18 protein-coding genes and 1 tRNA gene are annotated in these 20,228 nt (G+C 55.0%); all 19 read left to right on the top strand.

Annotation, left to right across the window (positions count from 1 at the left end):
• A partial coding sequence (gene tuf / locus AB5Y84_RS17430) for an elongation factor Tu (RefSeq protein ID WP_368167430.1) occupies positions 1–1,137 on the top strand: 1,137 nt, incomplete at its 5' end.
• A gap of 53 nt (positions 1,138–1,190) precedes the next feature.
• A tRNA-Trp gene (locus AB5Y84_RS17425) sits at positions 1,191–1,267 on the top strand.
• 60 nt (positions 1,268–1,327) lie between these two features.
• On the top strand, positions 1,328–1,699 hold the full coding sequence (gene secE / locus AB5Y84_RS17420; protein WP_005306322.1) for a preprotein translocase subunit SecE: 372 nt from the start codon (positions 1,328–1,330) through the stop codon (positions 1,697–1,699).
• 9 nt (positions 1,700–1,708) lie between these two features.
• The gene (gene nusG / locus AB5Y84_RS17415; RefSeq protein WP_005306318.1) at positions 1,709–2,260 is read left to right on the top strand and encodes a transcription termination/antitermination protein NusG; all 552 of its coding nucleotides are present in this window, start codon (positions 1,709–1,711) and stop codon (positions 2,258–2,260) included.
• Between the two features lie 134 nt (positions 2,261–2,394).
• Positions 2,395–2,823: a 50S ribosomal protein L11 gene (rplK, locus tag AB5Y84_RS17410; RefSeq protein WP_005339887.1), complete on the top strand. Its 429-nt coding sequence runs from the start codon at positions 2,395–2,397 to the stop codon at positions 2,821–2,823.
• A gap of 4 nt (positions 2,824–2,827) precedes the next feature.
• Positions 2,828–3,529: a 50S ribosomal protein L1 gene (gene rplA / locus AB5Y84_RS17405; protein WP_005339888.1), complete on the top strand. Its 702-nt coding sequence runs from the start codon at positions 2,828–2,830 to the stop codon at positions 3,527–3,529.
• A gap of 256 nt (positions 3,530–3,785) precedes the next feature.
• Complete coding sequence (gene rplJ / locus AB5Y84_RS17400; protein WP_005339895.1) at positions 3,786–4,286, top strand: 50S ribosomal protein L10; 501 nt, start codon at positions 3,786–3,788, stop codon at positions 4,284–4,286.
• Between the two features lie 51 nt (positions 4,287–4,337).
• The gene (rplL, locus tag AB5Y84_RS17395; RefSeq protein ID WP_005306304.1) at positions 4,338–4,703 is read left to right on the top strand and encodes a 50S ribosomal protein L7/L12; all 366 of its coding nucleotides are present in this window, start codon (positions 4,338–4,340) and stop codon (positions 4,701–4,703) included.
• Between the two features lie 224 nt (positions 4,704–4,927).
• The gene (rpoB, locus tag AB5Y84_RS17390; protein ID WP_005339897.1) at positions 4,928–8,956 is read left to right on the top strand and encodes a DNA-directed RNA polymerase subunit beta; all 4,029 of its coding nucleotides are present in this window, start codon (positions 4,928–4,930) and stop codon (positions 8,954–8,956) included.
• 91 nt (positions 8,957–9,047) lie between these two features.
• A complete protein-coding gene (gene rpoC / locus AB5Y84_RS17385; protein ID WP_368177455.1) occupies positions 9,048–13,352 on the top strand; it encodes a DNA-directed RNA polymerase subunit beta' in 4,305 nt (1,434 codons plus the stop codon).
• Positions 13,353–13,546: 194 nt separating this feature from the next.
• The gene (locus AB5Y84_RS17380) at positions 13,547–14,263 is read left to right on the top strand and encodes a transcriptional regulator (protein ID WP_005339902.1); all 717 of its coding nucleotides are present in this window, start codon (positions 13,547–13,549) and stop codon (positions 14,261–14,263) included.
• A gap of 24 nt (positions 14,264–14,287) precedes the next feature.
• On the top strand, positions 14,288–14,668 hold the full coding sequence (locus AB5Y84_RS17375; RefSeq protein ID WP_005339904.1) for a RidA family protein: 381 nt from the start codon (positions 14,288–14,290) through the stop codon (positions 14,666–14,668).
• A gap of 84 nt (positions 14,669–14,752) precedes the next feature.
• On the top strand, positions 14,753–15,145 hold the full coding sequence (tusD, locus tag AB5Y84_RS17370) for a sulfurtransferase complex subunit TusD (RefSeq protein WP_274160770.1): 393 nt from the start codon (positions 14,753–14,755) through the stop codon (positions 15,143–15,145).
• A gap of 8 nt (positions 15,146–15,153) precedes the next feature.
• A complete protein-coding gene (gene tusC, locus AB5Y84_RS17365) occupies positions 15,154–15,513 on the top strand; it encodes a sulfurtransferase complex subunit TusC (protein ID WP_005341830.1) in 360 nt (119 codons plus the stop codon).
• Between the two features lie 7 nt (positions 15,514–15,520).
• On the top strand, positions 15,521–15,799 hold the full coding sequence (gene tusB, locus AB5Y84_RS17360; protein ID WP_368177454.1) for a sulfurtransferase complex subunit TusB: 279 nt from the start codon (positions 15,521–15,523) through the stop codon (positions 15,797–15,799).
• A gap of 182 nt (positions 15,800–15,981) precedes the next feature.
• Positions 15,982–16,356 (top strand): 30S ribosomal protein S12, encoded by a 375-nt coding sequence (gene rpsL / locus AB5Y84_RS17355; RefSeq protein WP_005306278.1) that lies wholly within the window; start codon positions 15,982–15,984, stop codon positions 16,354–16,356.
• 93 nt (positions 16,357–16,449) lie between these two features.
• A complete protein-coding gene (gene rpsG / locus AB5Y84_RS17350) occupies positions 16,450–16,920 on the top strand; it encodes a 30S ribosomal protein S7 (protein ID WP_005339911.1) in 471 nt (156 codons plus the stop codon).
• 75 nt (positions 16,921–16,995) lie between these two features.
• Entirely contained in the window at positions 16,996–19,101 is a 2,106-nt protein-coding gene (fusA, locus tag AB5Y84_RS17345) for an elongation factor G (RefSeq protein ID WP_021229318.1), read from the top strand.
• A 54-nt stretch (positions 19,102–19,155) separates the two neighbouring features.
• On the top strand, positions 19,156–20,228 hold a 1,073-nt coding region (tuf, locus tag AB5Y84_RS17340), incomplete at its 3' end, for an elongation factor Tu (RefSeq protein ID WP_021229319.1).

The following is a 20,228-nucleotide window of genomic DNA, read 5'->3' as shown; positions in this document are numbered from 1 at the left end:
ACCATCGGCCACGTTGACCACGGTAAAACCACCCTGACTGCAGCTATCACCAACGTGCTGGCCAAGCACTTCGGTGGTAAAGCTTTCGCCTTCGACCAGATCGACAAGGCACCGGAAGAGCGTGAGCGTGGTATCACCATCAACACCTCCCACGTAGAATACGACACCGCTACCCGTCACTACGCCCACGTAGATTGCCCGGGTCACGCCGACTACGTTAAAAACATGATCACCGGTGCTGCCCAGATGGACGGCGCGATCCTGGTAGTAGCAGCGACTGACGGCCCGATGCCGCAGACTCGTGAGCACATCCTGCTGGGTCGTCAGGTTGGTATCCCGTACATGATCGTGTTCATGAACAAGTGTGACATGGTTGATGACGAAGAGCTGCTCGAACTGGTTGAGATGGAAGTTCGTGAACTGCTGACCGAGTACGACTTCCCGGGTGATGACCTGCCGGTAGTTCGTGGTTCCGCACTGAAAGCGCTGGAAGGCGACGCTCAGTGGGAAGAGAAGATCATCGAGCTGGCTGGCCACCTGGATACCTACATCCCGGAGCCGGAGCGCGCGATTGACCAGCCGTTCCTGATGCCTATCGAAGACGTATTCTCTATCGCTGGCCGTGGTACTGTAGTTACCGGTCGTGTAGAGCGCGGTATCGTTAAAGTAGGTGAGACCGTAGAAATCGTTGGTATCAAAGATACCGTTTCTACCACCTGTACCGGTGTTGAAATGTTCCGCAAACTGCTGGACGAAGGTCGTGCAGGCGAGAACATCGGCGCGCTGCTGCGTGGTGTTAAGCGTGAAGACGTAGAGCGTGGTCAGGTACTGGCCAAGCCAGGTTCTATCAAGCCGCACACCAAGTTCGAATCTGAAGTGTACGTACTGTCAAAAGAAGAAGGTGGTCGTCATACCCCGTTCTTCAAAGGCTACCGTCCGCAGTTCTACTTCCGTACTACCGACGTGACCGGTACCATCGAACTGCCGGAAGGCGTAGAGATGGTAATGCCGGGCGACAACATCAAGATGGTTGTTACCCTGATTGCGCCGATCGCGATGGACGACGGCCTGCGTTTCGCTATCCGTGAAGGTGGCCGTACCGTAGGTGCCGGTGTTGTAGCTAAAGTTATCGCTTAATCTTTGGCTTACATAAATAAAGCAAAGCCCCTATAATAGGGGCTTTCTTGTGTAGGGGCGTAGTTCGAATTGGTAGAACAGCGGTCTCCAAAACCGATGGTTGCGGGTTCGAGTCCTGCCGCCCCTGCCATATACCTCGTCTCGTACGGGGCTTTTGTGTCTTTGGTTACGTCAGATACAGGTGGGTTGTATGAGTGTTAGTTCTGAGAGCCAGGGCGGAAGCAAGGATACCCTGCTTTGGGGCCTGGTTTTCATTATCCTGGCGGCCGCTGTAGTGGGTAATTACCTGCTCAACGATGTTGTCGCTGCCGTCCGCGCCCTGGGTGTGGTCGTTGTCATTGCTGCTGCTGGTGCAGTAGCCCTGCAAACCACCAAGGGAAAGGCAACACTGGCATTCGCCCGTGAGTCTCGCCTGGAAGTCCGCAAGGTCGTATGGCCGACCCGTCAGGAAGCCATTCAGACAACCCTGATTGTGCTGGCGGTGACCGCCGTGATGGGGCTGCTGCTGTTCGTTCTGGACGGTGCCTTGGTCTGGTTGGTCAACCTGATTACCGGTGTGTAAGGATAAGCCATGACTGAACAACGTGAACAGCGTATGAGATGGTATGTCGTGCAGGCTTTTTCCGGCTATGAAGGCCGTGTAGCCAAGTCCCTGCGCGAACATATCAAGATGCATGGCATGGAAGACATGTTCGGTGAAGTACTGGTCCCGACCGAAGAAGTGGTCGAGATGCGTGCTGGCCAGAAGCGCAAGAGTGAGCGCAAGTTTTTCCCGGGTTATGTCCTGGTCCAGATGATCATGGATGAAACCACATGGCACCTGGTGCGTAACGTACCGCGTGTCATGGGCTTCATCGGCGGTACTTCCGACCGTCCGGCACCGATCTCCGACAAAGAGGCCGATGCCATCCTGAACCGTCTGCAGGATGCCCACGACAAGCCGCGTCCGAAAACCCTGTTTGAACCGGGTGAAATGGTGCGGGTTGCCGATGGTCCGTTTGCCGACTTCAACGGTACCGTTGAAGAGGTCGATTATGAGAAGAGCCGCGTGAAGGTCTCTGTACTGATCTTCGGTCGTTCTACTCCTGTTGAACTGGATTTTGGTCAGGTCGAAAAAGGCTGATTGAATTCTGTACGTTTAACGGTTGTCAGGGGCAGCGAATATCTCTATAATTCGCTGCCCCTTTATTAGTTGGGGAGCCGTTTGCAGGAGCAAGTCTCCGAGGCGCTAGAACCCATTTTTGAGGTATTTTCCTAATGGCTAAGAAAGTCACAGCTTATATCAAGCTGCAGGTTGCTGCTGGTGCAGCCAACCCGTCTCCTCCTGTTGGTCCTGCACTGGGTCAACACGGTGTTAACATCATGGAATTCTGTAAGGCGTTCAACGCTCGTACAGAGAAGCTGGAAAAAGGTTCACCGACTCCGGTCGTGATCACCGTTTACAGCGACCGTTCCTTCACCTTCGAAACCAAGACTCCGCCTGCTTCCTTCCTGCTGAAGAAAGCTGCTGGCATCAAGTCTGGTTCTTCCAAGCCGAACAAAGACAAGGTTGGTAAGGTGACCGTTGCCCAGCTGCAAGAAATCGCCAAGACCAAAGAGCCGGATATGACTGGTGCCGATCTGGATGCAAAAGTACGTTGCATCGCAGGCTCCGCTCGTTCCATGGGTCTGGTAGTGGAGGATTAAGACAATGGCTAAACTTTCCAAGCGTATGCGCGTTATTCGCGAAAAAGTTGACGGTACCAAAGAGTACTCCATCAACGAAGCCATTGCCCTGCTGAAAGAACTGGCTACCGCCAAGTTCGTTGAAAGCGTTGACGTTGCTGTCAACCTGGGTATCGACGCTCGTAAATCTGACCAGAACGTACGTGGTGCTACTGTACTGCCGCACGGTACCGGTCGTGATGTACGCGTTGCCGTATTTACCCAAGGTGCCAACGCCGAAGCAGCTAAAGCTGCCGGTGCTGACTTGGTAGGTATGGATGACCTGGCCGATCTGGTTAAGAAAGGCGAGATGAACTTCGACGTAGTTATCGCATCCCCGGATGCCATGCGCGTTGTTGGTCAACTGGGTCAAATCCTGGGCCCGCGCGGCCTGATGCCGAACCCGAAAGTTGGTACTGTAACTCCTAACGTTGCCGAAGCTGTCAAGAACGCCAAGGCTGGTCAGGTTCGTTACCGTAATGACAAGAATGGTATCATCCATACCACTCTGGGTAAGGTTTCTTTCAACGAAGTTCAGCTGAAAGAAAACTTGGAAGCTCTGCTGGTTGCCCTGAAAAAAGGCAAGCCCTCTTCCGCCAAAGGTCAATTCATCAAGAAAGTCAGCATCTCCACCACCATGGGTGCCGGTGTTGCCGTAGACCAAGCTTCTCTGGAAGCTCAGGCCTAATTGATGGGTTTTACAAGGCGCAAAATTTAATCTATAATTTTGCGCCTTGATTGGTTGGGGGTTTCGACCTCCGTCCAAGACCGCAGGAGGCTGCAAAGCCTTAATGTTTCCTGCGTAGACGGTGCCGGAAACCCAGCGAGAAAGATTCTTTCTCTTCTGGAATCCTGCTACCGCATCGTTCCCCTCTGTTGTAAAGGTAGGGGGGATGTGTCAGTACTGGGTCAATAGACCCGGATTCAATCCAGGAGTTAAGCCAATGGCATTGGGACTCGAAGACAAAAAGGCAATTGTTGCTGAAGTCAACGAAGCTGCCAAAGGCGCTCTTTCTGCAGTTGTTGCCGATTCTCGCGGTGTAACTGTAGACAAGATGACCGTCCTGCGTAAAACCGCTCGTGAAGCCGGTGTGTACATGCGCGTTGTGCGTAACACCCTGCTGCGTCGCGCGGTAGAAGGTACCGAATACGAGTGCCTGAACGACGCATTTACCGGTCCTACCTTGATTGCTTTCTCTAACGAACACCCGGGCGCTGCTGCTCGTCTGTTCAAAGAGTTTGCCAAAGCGAACCAAAAGTTCGAAATCAAGGCTGGCGCTTTTAACGGTGAGTTTATCGCCGCAGCACAAATTGATCGTCTGGCCACGCTGCCGACTTACGAAGAAGCAATTGCGAAGTTGATGGCGACTATGAAAGAAGCCTCTGCTGGCAAGCTGGTTCGTACTATCGCTGCTGTTCGCGACCAGAAACAAGCTGCTGCTTGATTCTCGCCTATTTAGGCTGTTTGAGTTTATTCAACATCAGGAATTTTTGTCATGTCTATCACTAAAGACCAAATCATCGAAGCCGTTGCTTCCATGTCCGTAATGGAAGTTGTTGAGCTGATCGAAGCTATGGAAGAGAAGTTCGGTGTTTCTGCCGCTGCTGCCGTAATGGCTGGCCCGGCTGCTGCTGAAGCAGTAGAAGAGAAGACCGAGTTCGACGTAGTTCTGACTGCTGCTGGCGCCAACAAAGTTGCCGTTATCAAAGCCGTTCGTGGCGCTACCGGTCTGGGCCTGAAAGAAGCCAAAGATCTGGTAGAAGCTGCTCCGGCTAACCTGAAGGAAGGCGTGTCCAAGGACGAAGCTGAAGCTCTGAAGAAAGAGCTGGAAGCTGCCGGTGCTTCTGTTGAGATCAAATAATCTGCATTTATGTAGATTAGCCTGATAAAACAGGCTAGGGCTGGTGAATTTTTGTTCACCAGCCTTTTTGCGCTGTAGACTGAGAGCATTTCACACCGTTTACGACTCTCGGTGCACCAGCAATCCGGACTGTCTTCTTTCGTCCGGGCCAACACAAAACGGTGTTGAGACAGAGCTGTCCCGCGGGACAGAGTGGGTCACTTATCAGCGAGCTGAGGAACCCTATGGTTTACTCTTATACCGAAAAAAAACGCATTCGTAAGGACTTCGGTAAGCGAGACCAGGTACTGGACACGCCTTATCTGTTGTCCATTCAGCTGGACTCCTTCAAGCAGTTCATCGAGGCTGACCCGGAAGGTGAATATGGCCTAGAGGCCGCTTTCCGTAGCGTTTTCCCGATCACCAGTTACTCCGGTAGTGCTGAGCTTCAGTATGTCAGCTATCGCCTGGGTGAGCCGGTATTTGACGTAAAAGAATGCCAGATCCGTGGAGTGACCTACTCCGCGCCGCTGCGTGTCAAGCTTCGTATGGTTCTGTACGACCGTGAAGCAGCTGCCGGCACCGTCAAAGACATCAAGGAACAAGAAGTATACATGGGCGAAATTCCGCTCATGACCGAGAACGGCACCTTTGTTATCAATGGTACCGAGCGGGTTATCGTCTCCCAGCTGCACCGCAGCCCGGGCGTCTTCTTCGACCACGATAAAGGCAAAACTCATTCATCCGGTAAGGTACTGTATAACGCTCGCGTTATCCCCTACCGTGGCTCCTGGCTGGACTTCGAGTTCGATGCGAAAGACAACCTGTTTGTCCGTATCGACCGTCGTCGCAAACTGCCAGCATCCATTATTCTGCGCGCCCTGGACTTCACCTCCGAACAAATCCTGGCCACCTTCTTCGAGACCATCGGTTTTGAAGTAAAAGATGGCAAGTTGATGATGGATCTGGTGCCGGAGCGTCTGCGTGGTGAAACTGCGACCTTTGACATCGTGGCCAATGGCGCCGTGGTGGTTGAGACCGGTCGTCGTGTGACTGCGCGTCACATCCGTCAGTTGGAAAAAGACGCCGTTACCCAAATTGAGGTACCGGTTGAGTATGTTGTTGGCAAAGTTGCTGCCAAGGACTACGCACATCCGCAAACTGGCGAGATGGTCGTGACCGCCAACCAGGCGCTGAGCCTGGAAGCGATCGCCAACCTGTCCCAAGCCGGCTTCAAGCATTTCGAGGTTCTGTTCACCAACGAACTGGATCACGGTGCTTACATGTCCGAGACCCTGCGTGTCGACTCCAGCTCCAACCGTTTGGAAGCGCTGGTCGAGATCTATCGCATGATGCGTCCGGGCGAGCCGCCTACTCGCGAAGCTGCAGAACAGCTGTTCGAAAACCTGTTCTTCTCCGCCGAGCGTTACGACCTGTCTACCGTAGGTCGGATGAAGTTCAACCGCCGTCTGGGTCGTGAAGACGAGACTGGCGCAGGTGTACTGACCAAAGACGACATCGTCGATGTGATGAAGCGCCTGATCGACATCCGTAACGGTAACGACGAAGTGGATGATATCGACCACTTGGGTAACCGTCGTATTCGTTCTGTCGGTGAAATGGCTGAAAACCAGTTCCGCGTCGGTCTGGTGCGTGTCGAGCGTGCGGTCAAGGAGCGTCTCTCCCTGGGCGACCTGGACACCCTGATGCCGCAGGATCTGATCAACGCCAAGCCGATCTCCGCCGCAGTCAAAGAGTTCTTTGGTTCCAGCCAGCTGTCCCAGTTTATGGACCAGAACAACCCGCTCTCCGAAGTGACCCACAAGCGTCGTATTTCCGCGCTGGGCCCGGGCGGTTTGACTCGTGAGCGTGCCGGCTTTGAAGTCCGAGACGTACACCCGACCCACTACGGTCGTCTGTGCCCTATCGAGACTCCTGAAGGTCCGAACATCGGTCTGATCAACTCTCTGTCCGTGTATTCTCGTACCAACGAGTACGGTTTCCTCGAGACCCCGTACCGCAAGGTCATTGACGGTGTGATCACCGACGAAGTTGACTACCTGTCTGCTATTGAAGAAGGCAAGTACGTGATCGCACAGGCTAACGCCGCGACCACCGAAGATGGCCGTCTGAAAGATGAATTGATCCCGTGCCGTCACAAAGGTGAATCCACCTTTATGAACGCCGACCAGATCCAGTATATGGACGTGAGCCCGCAGCAGATCGTATCTGTGGCAGCCGCTCTGATCCCCTTCCTGGAACACGATGACGCGAACCGCGCATTGATGGGTTCAAACATGCAACGTCAGGCTGTACCGACTCTGCGTGCTGACAAGCCGCTGGTAGGTACCGGTATGGAACGCGCTGTGGCCGTTGACTCCGGTGTAACCGTAGTGGCCAAGCGTGGCGGCGTAATCGACTATGTCGATGCCTCCCGTATCGTCCTGAAGGTCAATGAAGATGAGCTGATGCCAGGCGAAGCCGGTATCGACATCTACAACCTGACCAAATACACCCGTTCCAACCAGAACACCTGTATCAACCAGCGTCCTTGCGTGATGTTGGGTGAGCCGGTCATGGCTGGCGACGTACTGGCTGACGGCCCGTCCACCGATCTGGGTGAACTGGCGCTGGGTCAGAACATGCGCGTCGCGTTCATGCCGTGGAACGGTTACAACTTCGAAGACTCGATCCTGGTGAACGAGCGTGTTGTTCAGGAAGATCGCCTGACCACCATCCATATCCAGGAACTGGCCTGTATCTCCCGTGACACCAAGCTGGGTCCGGAAGAGATCACTGCTGACATCCCGAACGTGGGTGAAGCCGCTCTGTCCAAGCTGGACGAGTCCGGTATCGTCTACGTGGGTGCTGAAGTGAAGGGCGGCGACATTCTGGTCGGTAAGGTAACCCCGAAAGGTGAAACCCAGCTGACGCCGGAAGAGAAGCTGCTGCGCGCCATCTTCGGTGAGAAGGCCTCCGATGTGAAGGACTCCTCCCTGCGTGTACCGAACGGTGTGTACGGTACCGTGGTTGACGTGCAAGTCTTTACCCGCGATGGCGTGGAAAAAGACAAGCGCGCCAAAGAAATCGAAGAGATGCAGCTGAAGGAAGCGAAGAAGGACTTGACCGAAGAGTTCAAGATCCTGGAAGACGGCATTTTCGGCCGCTCACGCAACCTGCTGCTGGCCGCCGGTTACAGCGAAGATCGTCTGAACAAGCTCGATCGCTCCAAGTGGTTTGAACTGGCCATCGAAGACGAAGGCAAGCAGACCGAACTGGAACAGATCGCTGAACAGCACGTTGAGCTGAAAGCCGAGTTCGACAAGAAATTCGAGAACAAGCGTCGCAAGATTATCCAGGGTGATGATCTGGCACCGGGCGTACTGAAAATCGTCAAGGTTTATCTGGCAGTCAAGCGTCGCATCCAGCCGGGTGACAAGATGGCAGGCCGTCACGGTAACAAGGGTGTTATCTCCAAGATCTGTCCGGTCGAGGATATGCCTCATGACGAGTTCGGCCGTCCGGTCGACATCGTACTGAACCCGTTGGGCGTACCATCCCGTATGAACATCGGTCAGATCCTCGAAGTGCACCTGGGCCTTGCGGCCAAGGGTATCGGCGAGAAGATCGATCGCATGGTCAAAGAGCAGCGCGAGCTGCACGAGATGCGCAACTTCCTGCAACAGGTCTATGACCTGGGCGAGAAGGACACCCAGCAAGTGAACATCGCCGAACTGTCTGATGACGACGTACGTACCCTGGTGGGTAACCTGCGTAAGGGTCTGCCGGTTGCTACTCCAGTGTTTGATGGTGCCAAAGAGCGCGAAATCAAAGCCCTGCTGAAGCTGGCCGATCTGCCGGAATCCGGTCAGATTGATCTGTTCGATGGCCGTACCGGTAACCGCTTCGAGCGTAAAGTAACCGTTGGTTACATGTACATGCTGAAGCTGAACCACTTGGTCGACGACAAGATGCACGCGCGTTCTACCGGTTCTTACAGCCTGGTTACCCAGCAGCCGCTGGGTGGTAAGGCTCAGTTCGGTGGTCAGCGTTTCGGTGAGATGGAAGTGTGGGCCCTGGAGGCTTACGGTGCGGCATATACCCTGCAGGAAATGCTGACCGTCAAGTCTGACGATGTGAATGGCCGTACCAAGATGTATAAGAACATCGTGGATGGCGACCACCGTATGGAGCCGGGCATGCCCGAATCCTTCAACGTATTGCTGAAGGAAATCCGCTCTCTGGGTATCAACATCGAGCTGGACGAAGAGTAAGAGCTCGCTCTTATTGTTCGAGAATTGACGTGGGCGCCCCGCTGTTTTGGCAGCCGGGGCGCCGAGGTTAGACTCCTGACAGGGGAAACACGTGAAAGACTTACTCAAGTTTTTGAAGGCTCAGACCAAGACCGAAGAGTTTGACAGTATCAAGATCGGTCTGGCCTCTCCTGACATGATCCGCTCCTGGTCATTCGGTGAGGTCAAAAAGCCTGAGACCATCAACTACCGGACTTTCAAGCCGGAGCGTGATGGTCTGTTCTGCGCCCGTATCTTCGGACCGGTGAAGGACTACGAGTGTCTGTGCGGCAAGTACAAGCGCCTGAAACACCGTGGTGTGATCTGTGAGAAGTGCGGCGTTGAAGTGACCCAGACCAAGGTCCGTCGTGAGCGTATGGGCCACATCGAGCTGGCCAGCCCGACTGCCCACATCTGGTTCCTGAAGTCCCTGCCGTCCCGTATCGGTCTGCTGCTGGACATGACCCTGCGCGACATCGAGCGCGTGCTCTACTTCGAATCTTTCGTCGTAATCGAGCCGGGTATGACCAACCTCGAACGCAGCCAGATGCTCTCTGAAGAGCAGTACCTGGATGCGCTGGAAGAGTGGGGCGACGAATTTGACGCCAAGATGGGTGCCGAAGCAATCCTGGCATTGCTGCGCGCTATCGATCTGGAAGGTGAAGTCAAAACCATGCGTGAGGAGCTGGATCAAACCAACTCCGAGACCAAGCGCAAGAAGACCACCAAGCGTCTGAAGCTGATGGAAGCTTTCCTGCAGTCCGGCAACAAGCCGGAGTGGATGATCATGACAGTGCTGCCTGTGCTGCCGCCGGACCTGCGTCCGCTGGTACCGCTGGACGGCGGCCGTTTCGCGACTTCCGATCTGAACGATCTGTACCGTCGCGTGATCAACCGTAACAACCGCTTGAAGCGTCTGCTGGACTTGGCTGCTCCGGACATCATCGTGCGCAACGAAAAGCGTATGCTGCAAGAGTCCGTCGATGCACTGCTGGATAACGGCCGTCGCGGTCGTGCCATCACCGGTTCCAACAAGCGCCCGCTGAAATCCCTGGCCGACATGATCAAGGGTAAGCAGGGTCGTTTCCGTCAGAACCTGCTCGGTAAGCGTGTCGACTACTCCGGTCGTTCCGTTATCACCGTAGGCCCGACTCTGCGTCTGCATCAGTGCGGTCTGCCGAAGAAGATGGCTCTGGAACTGTTCAAGCCGTTCATCTATGGCAAGCTGGAAACTCGCGGTCTGGCGACCACTATCAAGGCCGCCAAGAAGATGGTGGAGCGCGAAGAAGCTGTCGTTTGGGATATCCTGGACGAAGTGATCCGCGAACACCCGGTTCTGCTGAACCGTGCACCGACTCTGCACCGTCTGGGTATCCAGGCATTCGAACCGACTCTGGTCGAAGGCAAGGCAATCCAGCTGCACCCGCTCGTTTGTGCTGCGTATAACGCGGACTTCGACGGTGACCAGATGGCTGTTCACGTACCGCTGACCCTGGAAGCCCAGCTGGAAGCGCGTGCGCTGATGATGTCTACCAACAACATCCTGTCGCCTGCATCCGGTGAGCCGATCATCGTTCCTTCTCAGGACGTGGTCTTGGGTCTGTACTACATGACCCGCGCCCGCATCAATGCGAAGGGTGAAGGTATGGTGCTGTCCGGCCCGAAAGAGGCCGAGAAAGTGTACCGTGCCGGTCTGGCCGACCTGCATGCTCGTGTGAAAGTACGCATTACCGAATACCTGCGTCAGGAAGACGGTTCTCTGCGTGAACACACCGAGATGAAGAACACCACCGTTGGTCGTGCGATCCTGAGCCTGATCCTGCCGAAAGGCATGGAATACGCCCTGATCGACGAGCCGAAGGTGCTGACTGCTGCTGAACAGGCTGATCTGGATGCCAATCCGCAGAACTGGATCAAGTGCGTATCCAACAAGGCGCTGGGCAAAAAGCTCATCTCCCGTCTGCTGAACACCTGCTATCGCAAGCAGGGCCTGAAGGACACCGTTATCTTCGCTGACCAGCTGATGTATACCGGTTTCCACTACGCGGCCCTGTCCGGTGCTTCCGTTGGTATCGATGACATGGTCATCCCGGATGCCAAGAAAGACATCATTGCAGCAGCCGAAGCCGAAGTTGCCGAGATCCAGGACCAGTTCCTGTCAGGTCTGGTAACTGCGGGCGAGCGTTACAACAAGGTTATCGATATCTGGGCCAGCGCCAACGAGCGCGTCTCCAAGGCCATGATGGAGAACTTGTCCAAAGAGCGTAACGTCAACTCGCTGGGTGAAGAAGAAGAGCAGGCCTCGTTCAACAGCATCTTTATGATGGCCGACTCTGGTGCGCGTGGTTCCGCCGCCCAGATCCGTCAGCTGGCCGGTATGCGTGGCCTGATGGCCAAGCCGGATGGCTCCATCATCGAGACCCCGATCATCGCGAACTTCCGCGAAGGTCTGAACGTACTGCAGTACTTTATCTCTACCCACGGTGCTCGTAAGGGTCTGGCGGATACCGCACTGAAGACTGCGAACTCCGGTTACCTGACTCGTCGTCTGGTAGACGTGGCGCAAGACATGGTGATCACCGAGGACGATTGCGGCACTACCGACGGTCTGTGGATGACTCCGCTGATCGAGGGTGGCGACGTGGTCGAGCCGCTGCGTGAGCGCGTGCTGGGTCGTGTGGTGGCAGAAGATGTCATCAAGCCGGGTACCGAGGACGAGATCCTGGTTGCTCGCAACACCCTGCTCGACGAGCAGCTGTGTGACCTGCTGGAGCGTAACTCCGTTGACCGTGTGAAGGTACGTTCTGCCATCACCTGTGAAACCGACTTCGGTAACTGTGCTCACTGCTACGGCCGTGATCTGGCCCGTGGTCACCTGGTTAACAAGGGTGAGGCTGTCGGTGTTATCGCCGCCCAGTCCATCGGTGAACCGGGTACCCAGCTGACGATGCGTACTTTCCACATCGGTGGTGCTGCATCTCGTGCCGCTGCTGAAAGCAGCATCCAGGTCAAGAACACCGGTAGCATCAAGCTGCAGAACGCCAAGTTCGTTCACAACAGCGATGACAAACTGGTTATCACCTCCCGTTCTACCGAACTGACCATCATGGACGACATGGGCCGTACCAAGGAAAGCCACAAGCTGCCTTACGGTTCCGTGTTGGAAGTGAAGGACGGCCAGGCAGTGAACGCTGGCGAAACCGTTGCCAACTGGGACCCGCACACTCACCCGATCATCACTGAAGTGGCAGGTCGCCTGCAGTTCGAACACATGATCGATGGCGTGACCATTACTCGTCAGACCGACGAGCTGACCGGTCTCTCTTCTATCGTTGTTCTGGACGTCAACGAGCGTCCGAGCGCCGGTAAAGAGATGCGTCCGACCGTTAAACTGGTCGACCTGAACGGCAAAGACGTGATGATCCCGGGTACCGATGTAGCCGCCCAGTACTTCCTGCCGGGCAAGGCGATCGTGAACCTGGAAGATGGTGCCAACGTGGGCGTGGGTGACGCGGTAGCGCGTATCCCGCAAGAGTCCGGCGGTACCAAGGACATCACCGGTGGTCTGCCGCGCGTTGCGGATCTGTTCGAAGCACGTCAACCGAAGGAACCGGCAATTCTGGCCGAGATCTCCGGTACCATCTCCTTCGGGAAAGAGACCAAGGGCAAACGCCGTCTGGTCATCACCCCGACCGATGGTGGCAACGTCTACGAAGAGATGATTCCGAAGTGGCGTAACCTGAACGTGTTCGAAGGTGAAAAAGTTGAGAAGGGTGAAGTGCTGGCGGACGGTCCTGAGTCTGCTCACGACATCCTGCGTCTGCGCGGTATCAGCCCGGTCGCCAACTACATCGCCAACGAAGTGCAGGACGTTTACCGTCTGCAAGGCGTTAAGATCAACGACAAGCACATCGAAGTCATCGTTCGTCAGATGCTGCGCAAGTGCGAGATCCTGAGCGCTGGCGATACTGATCTGATCGAAGGTGAACAGGTTGAAGTGGCTCGTGTGAAGATTGCCAACCGTAAGCTGGTTGCCGAGGGCAAGACCCCTGCGACCTACCGTCATGTTCTGATGGGTATTACCAAGGCATCTCTGAGCACCGAGTCCTTCATCTCCGCGGCTTCCTTCCAGGAAACCACTCGCGTTCTGACCGAAGCCGCCGTAGGTGGCAAGCGTGATGAACTGCGTGGTCTGAAAGAGAACGTCATCGTGGGTCGTCTGATCCCGGCTGGTACCGGCTTTGCCTACCACCATAGCCGGATCAACCAGCGTGCTGCCGCAGCTCGTGCTGTTGGTACCCCGCAGGTGACCGCTGATGAAGCGGAGCAGAACCTGGCGGATCTGCTGAACGCAGCCGGTAGCTTCGACGAAGAGTAACTCGTCATCCGTGATTAAAAAGGGCTCCTTCAAGGAGCCCTTTTTGTTGGCCAATTCCTCGGCAAAGGTAGACGCAGCGCGGGTTTCAGGATGATCCAGAGCAAAGTTGTAGAGTAAAAAATCAAAAAAAGTTGACTTTACTCCCCTGCAATTTAAAACTCGGGAAAGTTGAATGGTTATTACAGGGGTAGAACATGACTGTCGGTATCGAGGAAGCCATGCTTCCCGAAGAACAGCTGATCAGCCGCACTTTTACAGATGAAGACAGGGAATTGTTGCGCTCATACGATGGGCTCATCGATGGCTTGGCCGAGCTGTTCGGCAAGCATTGTGAAGTGGTACTCCACTCCCTGGAAAATCTGCACGAGTCGGTGATCAAGATTGCCAACGGCTTCAATACCGGACGCACCCTCGGGGCGCCCATCACCGATCTCGCCCTGCGCATGCTCAAGGACATCGAGAGCACCGGCCAGGATTACACCCAGAGCTATTTCGCTCGCAGCCGTACTGGCGCGCTGATGAAGTCGAGCACCATCGCCATTCGCAACAGCGAGCGGCAAGTGGTGGGGCTTATTTGCATCAACCTGCACATCAATGCGCCTTTCCACGAGTTCGTGGCCGAATTTTTCCCGACGCCCCAGCAGGCGGCGCGTCAGTCACCAGAGACCTTCGCCAACAGCGTGGAAGAGCTGGTTGCCCAGACGGTGGATAACACCATCGACGAGATCAATCGCGATCCCACCGTGGCCAACAATGCCAAGAACCGCTTCATCGTGACCCAGCTGTTCGAGAAGGGCATTTTCGACATCAAGGATTCGATCAATCTGGTGGCGGACAAACTCAATATTTCAAAACATACCGTTTATCTTTACATCCGACAGCGCAAGCAGGGTGAAGACGAGAACGAGTAACTCATTCCAGAAGGGGATAGATGAATGGCTAAAGAAGTGATTGCAACCGACAAGGCGCCTGCCGCGATTGGTCCGTATGTTCAGGCTACCAAGGTTGGCGAGATGATCTTCACCTCCGGGCAGATCCCGCTCGATCCTGCCACCATGGAGATCGTGGCCGGCGGCATCGAAGAGCAGGCCGAGCGGGTGATGAAGAATCTGGTTGCCGTGTTGCACGCTGCCGGTGCTGATGCCAGCAAAGTGGTCAAGACCACCTGCTTCCTGAGCGACATGAACAACTTCGTTGCCTTCAACCAGGTCTATGCCCGCTACTTTGGCGATGCGGCGCCAGCCCGCTCCTGCGTGGAGGTGGCTCGTCTGCCGAAAGATGTGCTGGTCGAGGTCGAGGCGATTGCCCATCTCTGATCAACAGATTGAATCAAGCCCCTCCTGGCAGGGGCTTTTTTGTTTTTGGCGTAAAATGGACCGGGTCAGCACAGGAGTCCTGCTATGAGTCTGAGTTTTGCCATCTTGGTCACGGGGCCTGCCTATGGCACCCAATCGGCCAGCACCGCCTATCGTTTTGCCCGCACCTTGTTGGCACAGGGGCATACCTTGTCCCACCTGTTCTTCTATCAGGATGGGGTCTGCAACGGCAACGGTCTGCATCTGCCTGCATCCGATGAGACTGACCTGGCGCGTCTGTGGCGAGAGCTGGCAGAAGAGCAGGGGATCCGTATCGACGTCTGTGTCGCCGCCGCCATGCGGCGCGGTGTGCTCGATGAACAGGAAGCCAAGGGGGCAGGGCTGGAGCACTTCAATCTGCAAGCGCCATTTTGCCTGAGCGGTCTGGGCCAGTTGGCCGAGGCGGCGCTCACAGCCGATCGGCTGGTTCAGTTTTAGGGGGAGTCATGAGCAAGAAAATCGCCTTTATCTGCAGTCGTGGCCCCCATGGCCATGCCGCCGGCCGGGAAGGACTGGATGCCTTGTTGGCCACCTCGGCCATGACCGATGAGCTGGCCCTCTTCCTGATTGGGGACGGCGTGCTGCAACTGCTCAAGGAGCAGCAGCCTGCCGCCATTTTGCAGCGCCACTACGCGCCCACCTTCAAAATGCTGGAACTCTACGACATCGAAGAGGTCTATGTTTGTGCTGACTCGCTGGCAGAGCGTGGCGTGACAGTGGATGATCTGCTGATCCCGGTCGAGAGTCTGCCGCGCCAGGAGCTGGCTCGGCGCTGGGCACAATGTTCGACTCACATCAGCTTTTGAGGTCTCCATGTTGCATCTGATATTGAACTCCCCCTTTCAGAGTCAGGCTCTGGCAGAGGCGCTCTCATACCTTCAGCCCGAGGATAAGCTGGTACTGATGCAGGATGCCGTGATTGCGGCATCGGCTCCCCAGTGGAGTGCGCGGCTGGCGGGTATCCCGCTTTATGTGATGCAGGAAGATCTGCAAGCTCGCGGTTTGCAGCATCGGGTGGGTAATGTGCTCGATATGGCGGGTCTGGTGGCACTGATTGCACAAAAAGGTTCCCCGCGCACCTGGGGTGGCTGAGAAGCATATTTTCAAGAAAATTCAAGGTGATGTCGTGAAATCAAACGGATCCGAATTGCCCTTTTGTGACGCAAATTGTATAAATCTTGACTCCCCAGACAACAGGGCATAAAATTTCGCGTCCCCGTATCTGCGGGGAGGATTTTCCACACGTTTATGAAGTCATTATCAGGAGCCTTTTGATGGCAACTATTAACCAGTTGGTTCGCAAGCCACGCATCAAGCTCGTTGTGAAAAGCAACGTGCCGGCGCTGGAAGCGTGCCCTCAGAAGCGTGGCGTATGCACTCGTGTATATACCACCACCCCGAAGAAGCCTAACTCTGCACTGCGTAAAGTGTGCCGTGTACGTCTGACCAACGGCTTCGAAGTCACCTCCTACATCGGTGGTGAAGGTCACAACCTGCAAGAGCACTCTGTTGTTCTGATCCGTGGCGGTCGTGTAAAAGACTTGCCAGGTGTTCGTTATCACACCGTTCGTGGTGCGTTGGACTGTGCCGGTGTTAAAGACCGTAAGCAGGCTCGCTCCAAGTATGGCGTGAAGCGTCCTAAAGCTTAATGGTTCTCCGTTAAGTAAGGCCAAACGTTAATTCGTTTCTAGTTAGATAGCTTTCTAGTTTTGGGTAATCCCTGAAGTTACGGAGAATTTGAAATGCCAAGACGTCGTGTTGTTGGTCAGCGTAAAATCCTGCCAGATCCCAAGTTCGGATCAGAGCTGCTGGCTAAATTTGTCAACGTAGTAATGGTTGACGGTAAGAAATCTGTTGCAGAAGCCATTGTTTATGGCGCCCTGGACATCATTGCCACCAAATCTGGCAAAGAGCACCTGGCCGTATTCGAAGAAGCTCTGGATAACATTCGTCCGGCGGTCGAGGTTAAATCTCGTCGCGTCGGTGGTGCAACCTATCAGGTGCCGGTAGAAGTTCGTCCGGTACGTCGCAATGCCCTGGCAATGCGCTGGTTGGTTGATGCCGCTCGTAAACGTGGTGAAAAATCAATGGCTCAGCGTCTGGCTGGCGAGCTGCTGGATGCCGCTGACAATAAGGGTTCGTCTGTCAAGAAACGTGAAGACGTTCACCGTATGGCTGAAGCGAACAAAGCCTTCGCTCACTTCCGCTGGTAATCCGCTTGCGCAGGGTCTTTTGACTCTGCGCACCTTTAATTATCTAGGGACAAGCGCCTTAGTAAGAGGATGACAATGGCTCGTACAACCCCCATTGAGCGTTATCGTAACATCGGTATCTCCGCTCACATTGACGCCGGTAAGACTACTACTACCGAGCGCGTACTGTTTTACACCGGTGTAAGTCACAAGATCGGTGAAGTTCACGATGGCGCTGCCACCATGGACTGGATGGAACAGGAACAAGAGCGTGGTATCACCATCACCTCCGCCGCGACCACCGCTTTCTGGTCCGGTATGGGTAAACAGTTCCAACCGCACCGTATCAACATCATCGATACCCCGGGCCACGTTGACTTTACTATCGAAGTAGAGCGTTCAATGCGTGTTCTGGACGGTGCCGTGATGGTGTACTGTGCCGTAGGTGGCGTACAGCCACAGTCTGAAACCGTATGGCGTCAGGCTAACAAGTACAAGGTTCCCCGTATCGCGTTCGTCAACAAGATGGACCGTACCGGCGCCAACTTCCTGCGCTGCGTTGAGCACATCAAGACCCGTCTGAAAGGTACTCCGGTTCCCCTTCAGCTGAACATCGGCTCTGAAGAGAACTTCAAGGGCGTTGTTGACCTGGTCAAGATGAAAGCCATCAACTGGAATGAAGCTGATCAGGGCGTATCCTTCGATTACGAAGACGTCCCGGCCGAGTTGCTGGAACAGGCGCAAGAAATGCGCATGAATCTGGTTGAAGCCGCTGCTGAAGCGTCTGAAGACCTGATGGAAAAATACCTGGGCGGCGAAGAGCTGACCGAGGAAGAGATCAAAGGTGCTCTGCGTCAGCGCGTGCTGAACAACGAAATCATCCTGGTAACCTGTGGCTCCGCGTTCAAGAACAAGGGCGTACAGGCCATGCTGGATGCCGTGATCGAGTACCTGCCGGCTCCGACCGACGTTGCTGCTATCGACGGCCTGAAAATGGACGGCGAGACCAAAGACGAGCGTCACGCTTCTGATGACGAGCCGTTCTCTGCTCTGGCGTTCAAGATCGCTACCGACCCGTTCGTTGGTAACCTGACCTTCTTCCGTGTCTACTCTGGCGTGATCAACTCCGGTGACACCGTGCTGAACTCCGTCAAGGACAAGCGCGAGCGTTTTGGCCGTATCGTTCAGATGCATGCCAACAAGCGTGAAGAGATCAAAGAAGTACGCGCTGGTGACATCGCTGCTGCCATCGGTCTGAAAGACGTGACCACTGGTGACACCCTGTGTGACCCGAACGCACCGATCATCCTCGAGCGTATGGAATTCCCGGAGCCGGTAATTTCTATCGCGGTTGAGCCGAAAACCAAGGCTGACCAAGAGAAGATGGGTCTGGCACTGGGCCGTCTGGCTCAGGAAGATCCGTCCTTCCGCGTATGGACTGACGAAGAGTCAGGTCAAACCATCATCGCTGGTATGGGTGAGCTGCACCTGGACATCATCGTTGACCGTATGCGTCGCGAGTTCAAGGTTGAAGCCAACGTAGGTAAGCCGCAGGTTGCCTACCGTGAAACCATCCGTACCACCGTTAAAGACATCGAAGGCAAGCATGCCAAGCAGTCTGGTGGTCGCGGTCAGTACGGTCATGTTGTTATCGACATGTACCCGCTGGAAGAAGGCAAAGCCTACGAATTCGTCAACGACATCAAAGGTGGTGTCATTCCTGGTGAATTCATCCCGGGTGTTGATAAAGGTATCCGTGAGCAGCTCAAATCTGGTCCGCTGGCTGGTTACCCGGTTATGGATCTGGGTGTGCGTCTGCACTTCGGTTCTTACCACGATGTCGACTCTTCCGAACTGGCGTTCAAAATCGCTGCTTCCATGGCCTTTAAGGCTGGCTTCATGAAAGCCAACCCGGTTCTGCTCGAACCGATCATGAAAGTAGAAGTTGAAACTCCGGAAGATTACATGGGCGACGTTATCGGTGACCTGAACCGTCGTCGTGGCCTGATCGAAGGTATGGAAGATGGCCCGTCCGGCAAGATCGTACGTGCTCTGGTGCCGCTGGCCGAAATGTTCGGTTATGCAACTGCACTGCGTTCCGCTACCCAAGGTCGTGCTTCCTACGCCATGGAATTCGCCAAGTATCACGATGCACCGACCAACGTTGCACAAGCCGTGATCGAAGAGCGCAAATCCAAGTAATTTAAGATTCCCCGCCTACGACGGTAGGCGGGTTTAACCTAGAAGGACTACGTCGTGTCTAAAGAAAAATTTGAGCGTAATAAACCGCACGTAAACGTCGGCACCATCGGCCACGTTGACCACGGTAAAACCACCCTGACTGCAGCTATCACCAACGTGCTGGCCAAGCACTTCGGTGGTAAAGCTTTCGCCTTCGACCAGATCGACAAGGCACCGGAAGAGCGTGAGCGTGGTATCACCATCAACACCTCCCACGTAGAATACGACACCGCTACCCGTCACTACGCCCACGTAGATTGCCCGGGTCACGCCGACTACGTTAAAAACATGATCACCGGTGCTGCCCAGATGGACGGCGCGATCCTGGTAGTAGCAGCGACTGACGGCCCGATGCCGCAGACTCGTGAGCACATCCTGCTGGGTCGTCAGGTTGGTATCCCGTACATGATCGTGTTCATGAACAAGTGTGACATGGTTGATGACGAAGAGCTGCTCGAACTGGTTGAGATGGAAGTTCGTGAACTGCTGACCGAGTACGACTTCCCGGGTGATGACCTGCCGGTAGTTCGTGGTTCCGCACTGAAAGCGCTGGAAGGCGACGCTCAGTGGGAAGAGAAGATCATCGAGCTGGCTGGCCACCTGGATACCTACATCCCGGAGCCGGAGCGCGCGATTGACCAGCCGTTCCTGATGCCTATCGAAGACGTATTCTCTATCGCTGGCCGTGGTACTGTAGTTACCGGTCGTGTAGAGCGCGGTATCGTTAAAGTAGGTGAGACCGTAGAAATCGTTGGTATCAAAGATACCGTTTCTACCACCTGTACCGGTGTTGAAATGTTCCGCAAACTGCTGGACGAAGGTCGTGCAGGCGAGAACATCGGCGCGCTGCTGCGTGGTGTTAAGCGTGAAGACGTAGAGCGTGGTCAGGTACTGGCCAAGCCAGGTTCTATCAAGCCGCACACCAAGTTCGAATCTGAAGTGTACGTACTGTCAAAAGAAGAAGGTGGTCGTCATACCCCGTTCTTCAAAGGCTACCGTCCGCAGTTCTACTTCCGTACTACCGACGTGACCGGTACCATCGAACTGCCGGAAGGCGTAGAGATGGTAATGCCGGGCGACAACATCAA

Origin of the sequence: Aeromonas sp. s11 (assembly GCF_040907945.1) — a bacterium.
Classification (GTDB): domain Bacteria; phylum Pseudomonadota; class Gammaproteobacteria; order Enterobacterales; family Aeromonadaceae; genus Aeromonas; species Aeromonas veronii.
Note: the sequence above shows the minus strand (reverse complement) of the source record. Positions and strands in the feature narration are given on the sequence as shown.

Bases quoted from the DNA above. Each gene is read 5' to 3' on its own strand.
- rplJ (WP_005339895.1), top strand. From the start codon at position 3,786: ATGGCATTGGGACTCGAAGACAAAAAGGCAATTGTTGCTGAAGTCAAC.
- rpsG (WP_005339911.1), top strand. From the start codon at position 16,450: ATGCCAAGACGTCGTGTTGTTGGTCAGCGTAAAATCCTGCCAGATCCC.
- secE (WP_005306322.1), top strand. From the start codon at position 1,328: ATGAGTGTTAGTTCTGAGAGCCAGGGCGGAAGCAAGGATACCCTGCTT.
- rpoB (WP_005339897.1), top strand. From the start codon at position 4,928: ATGGTTTACTCTTATACCGAAAAAAAACGCATTCGTAAGGACTTCGGT.
- rplA (WP_005339888.1), top strand. From the start codon at position 2,828: ATGGCTAAACTTTCCAAGCGTATGCGCGTTATTCGCGAAAAAGTTGAC.
- rplK (WP_005339887.1), top strand. From the start codon at position 2,395: ATGGCTAAGAAAGTCACAGCTTATATCAAGCTGCAGGTTGCTGCTGGT.
- tusB (WP_368177454.1), top strand. From the start codon at position 15,521: ATGTTGCATCTGATATTGAACTCCCCCTTTCAGAGTCAGGCTCTGGCA.
- nusG (WP_005306318.1), top strand. From the start codon at position 1,709: ATGACTGAACAACGTGAACAGCGTATGAGATGGTATGTCGTGCAGGCT.
- rplL (WP_005306304.1), top strand. From the start codon at position 4,338: ATGTCTATCACTAAAGACCAAATCATCGAAGCCGTTGCTTCCATGTCC.
- tusD (WP_274160770.1), top strand. From the start codon at position 14,753: ATGAGTCTGAGTTTTGCCATCTTGGTCACGGGGCCTGCCTATGGCACC.
- tusC (WP_005341830.1), top strand. From the start codon at position 15,154: ATGAGCAAGAAAATCGCCTTTATCTGCAGTCGTGGCCCCCATGGCCAT.
- rpsL (WP_005306278.1), top strand. From the start codon at position 15,982: ATGGCAACTATTAACCAGTTGGTTCGCAAGCCACGCATCAAGCTCGTT.
- AB5Y84_RS17380 (WP_005339902.1), top strand. From the start codon at position 13,547: ATGACTGTCGGTATCGAGGAAGCCATGCTTCCCGAAGAACAGCTGATC.
- AB5Y84_RS17375 (WP_005339904.1), top strand. From the start codon at position 14,288: ATGGCTAAAGAAGTGATTGCAACCGACAAGGCGCCTGCCGCGATTGGT.
- fusA (WP_021229318.1), top strand. From the start codon at position 16,996: ATGGCTCGTACAACCCCCATTGAGCGTTATCGTAACATCGGTATCTCC.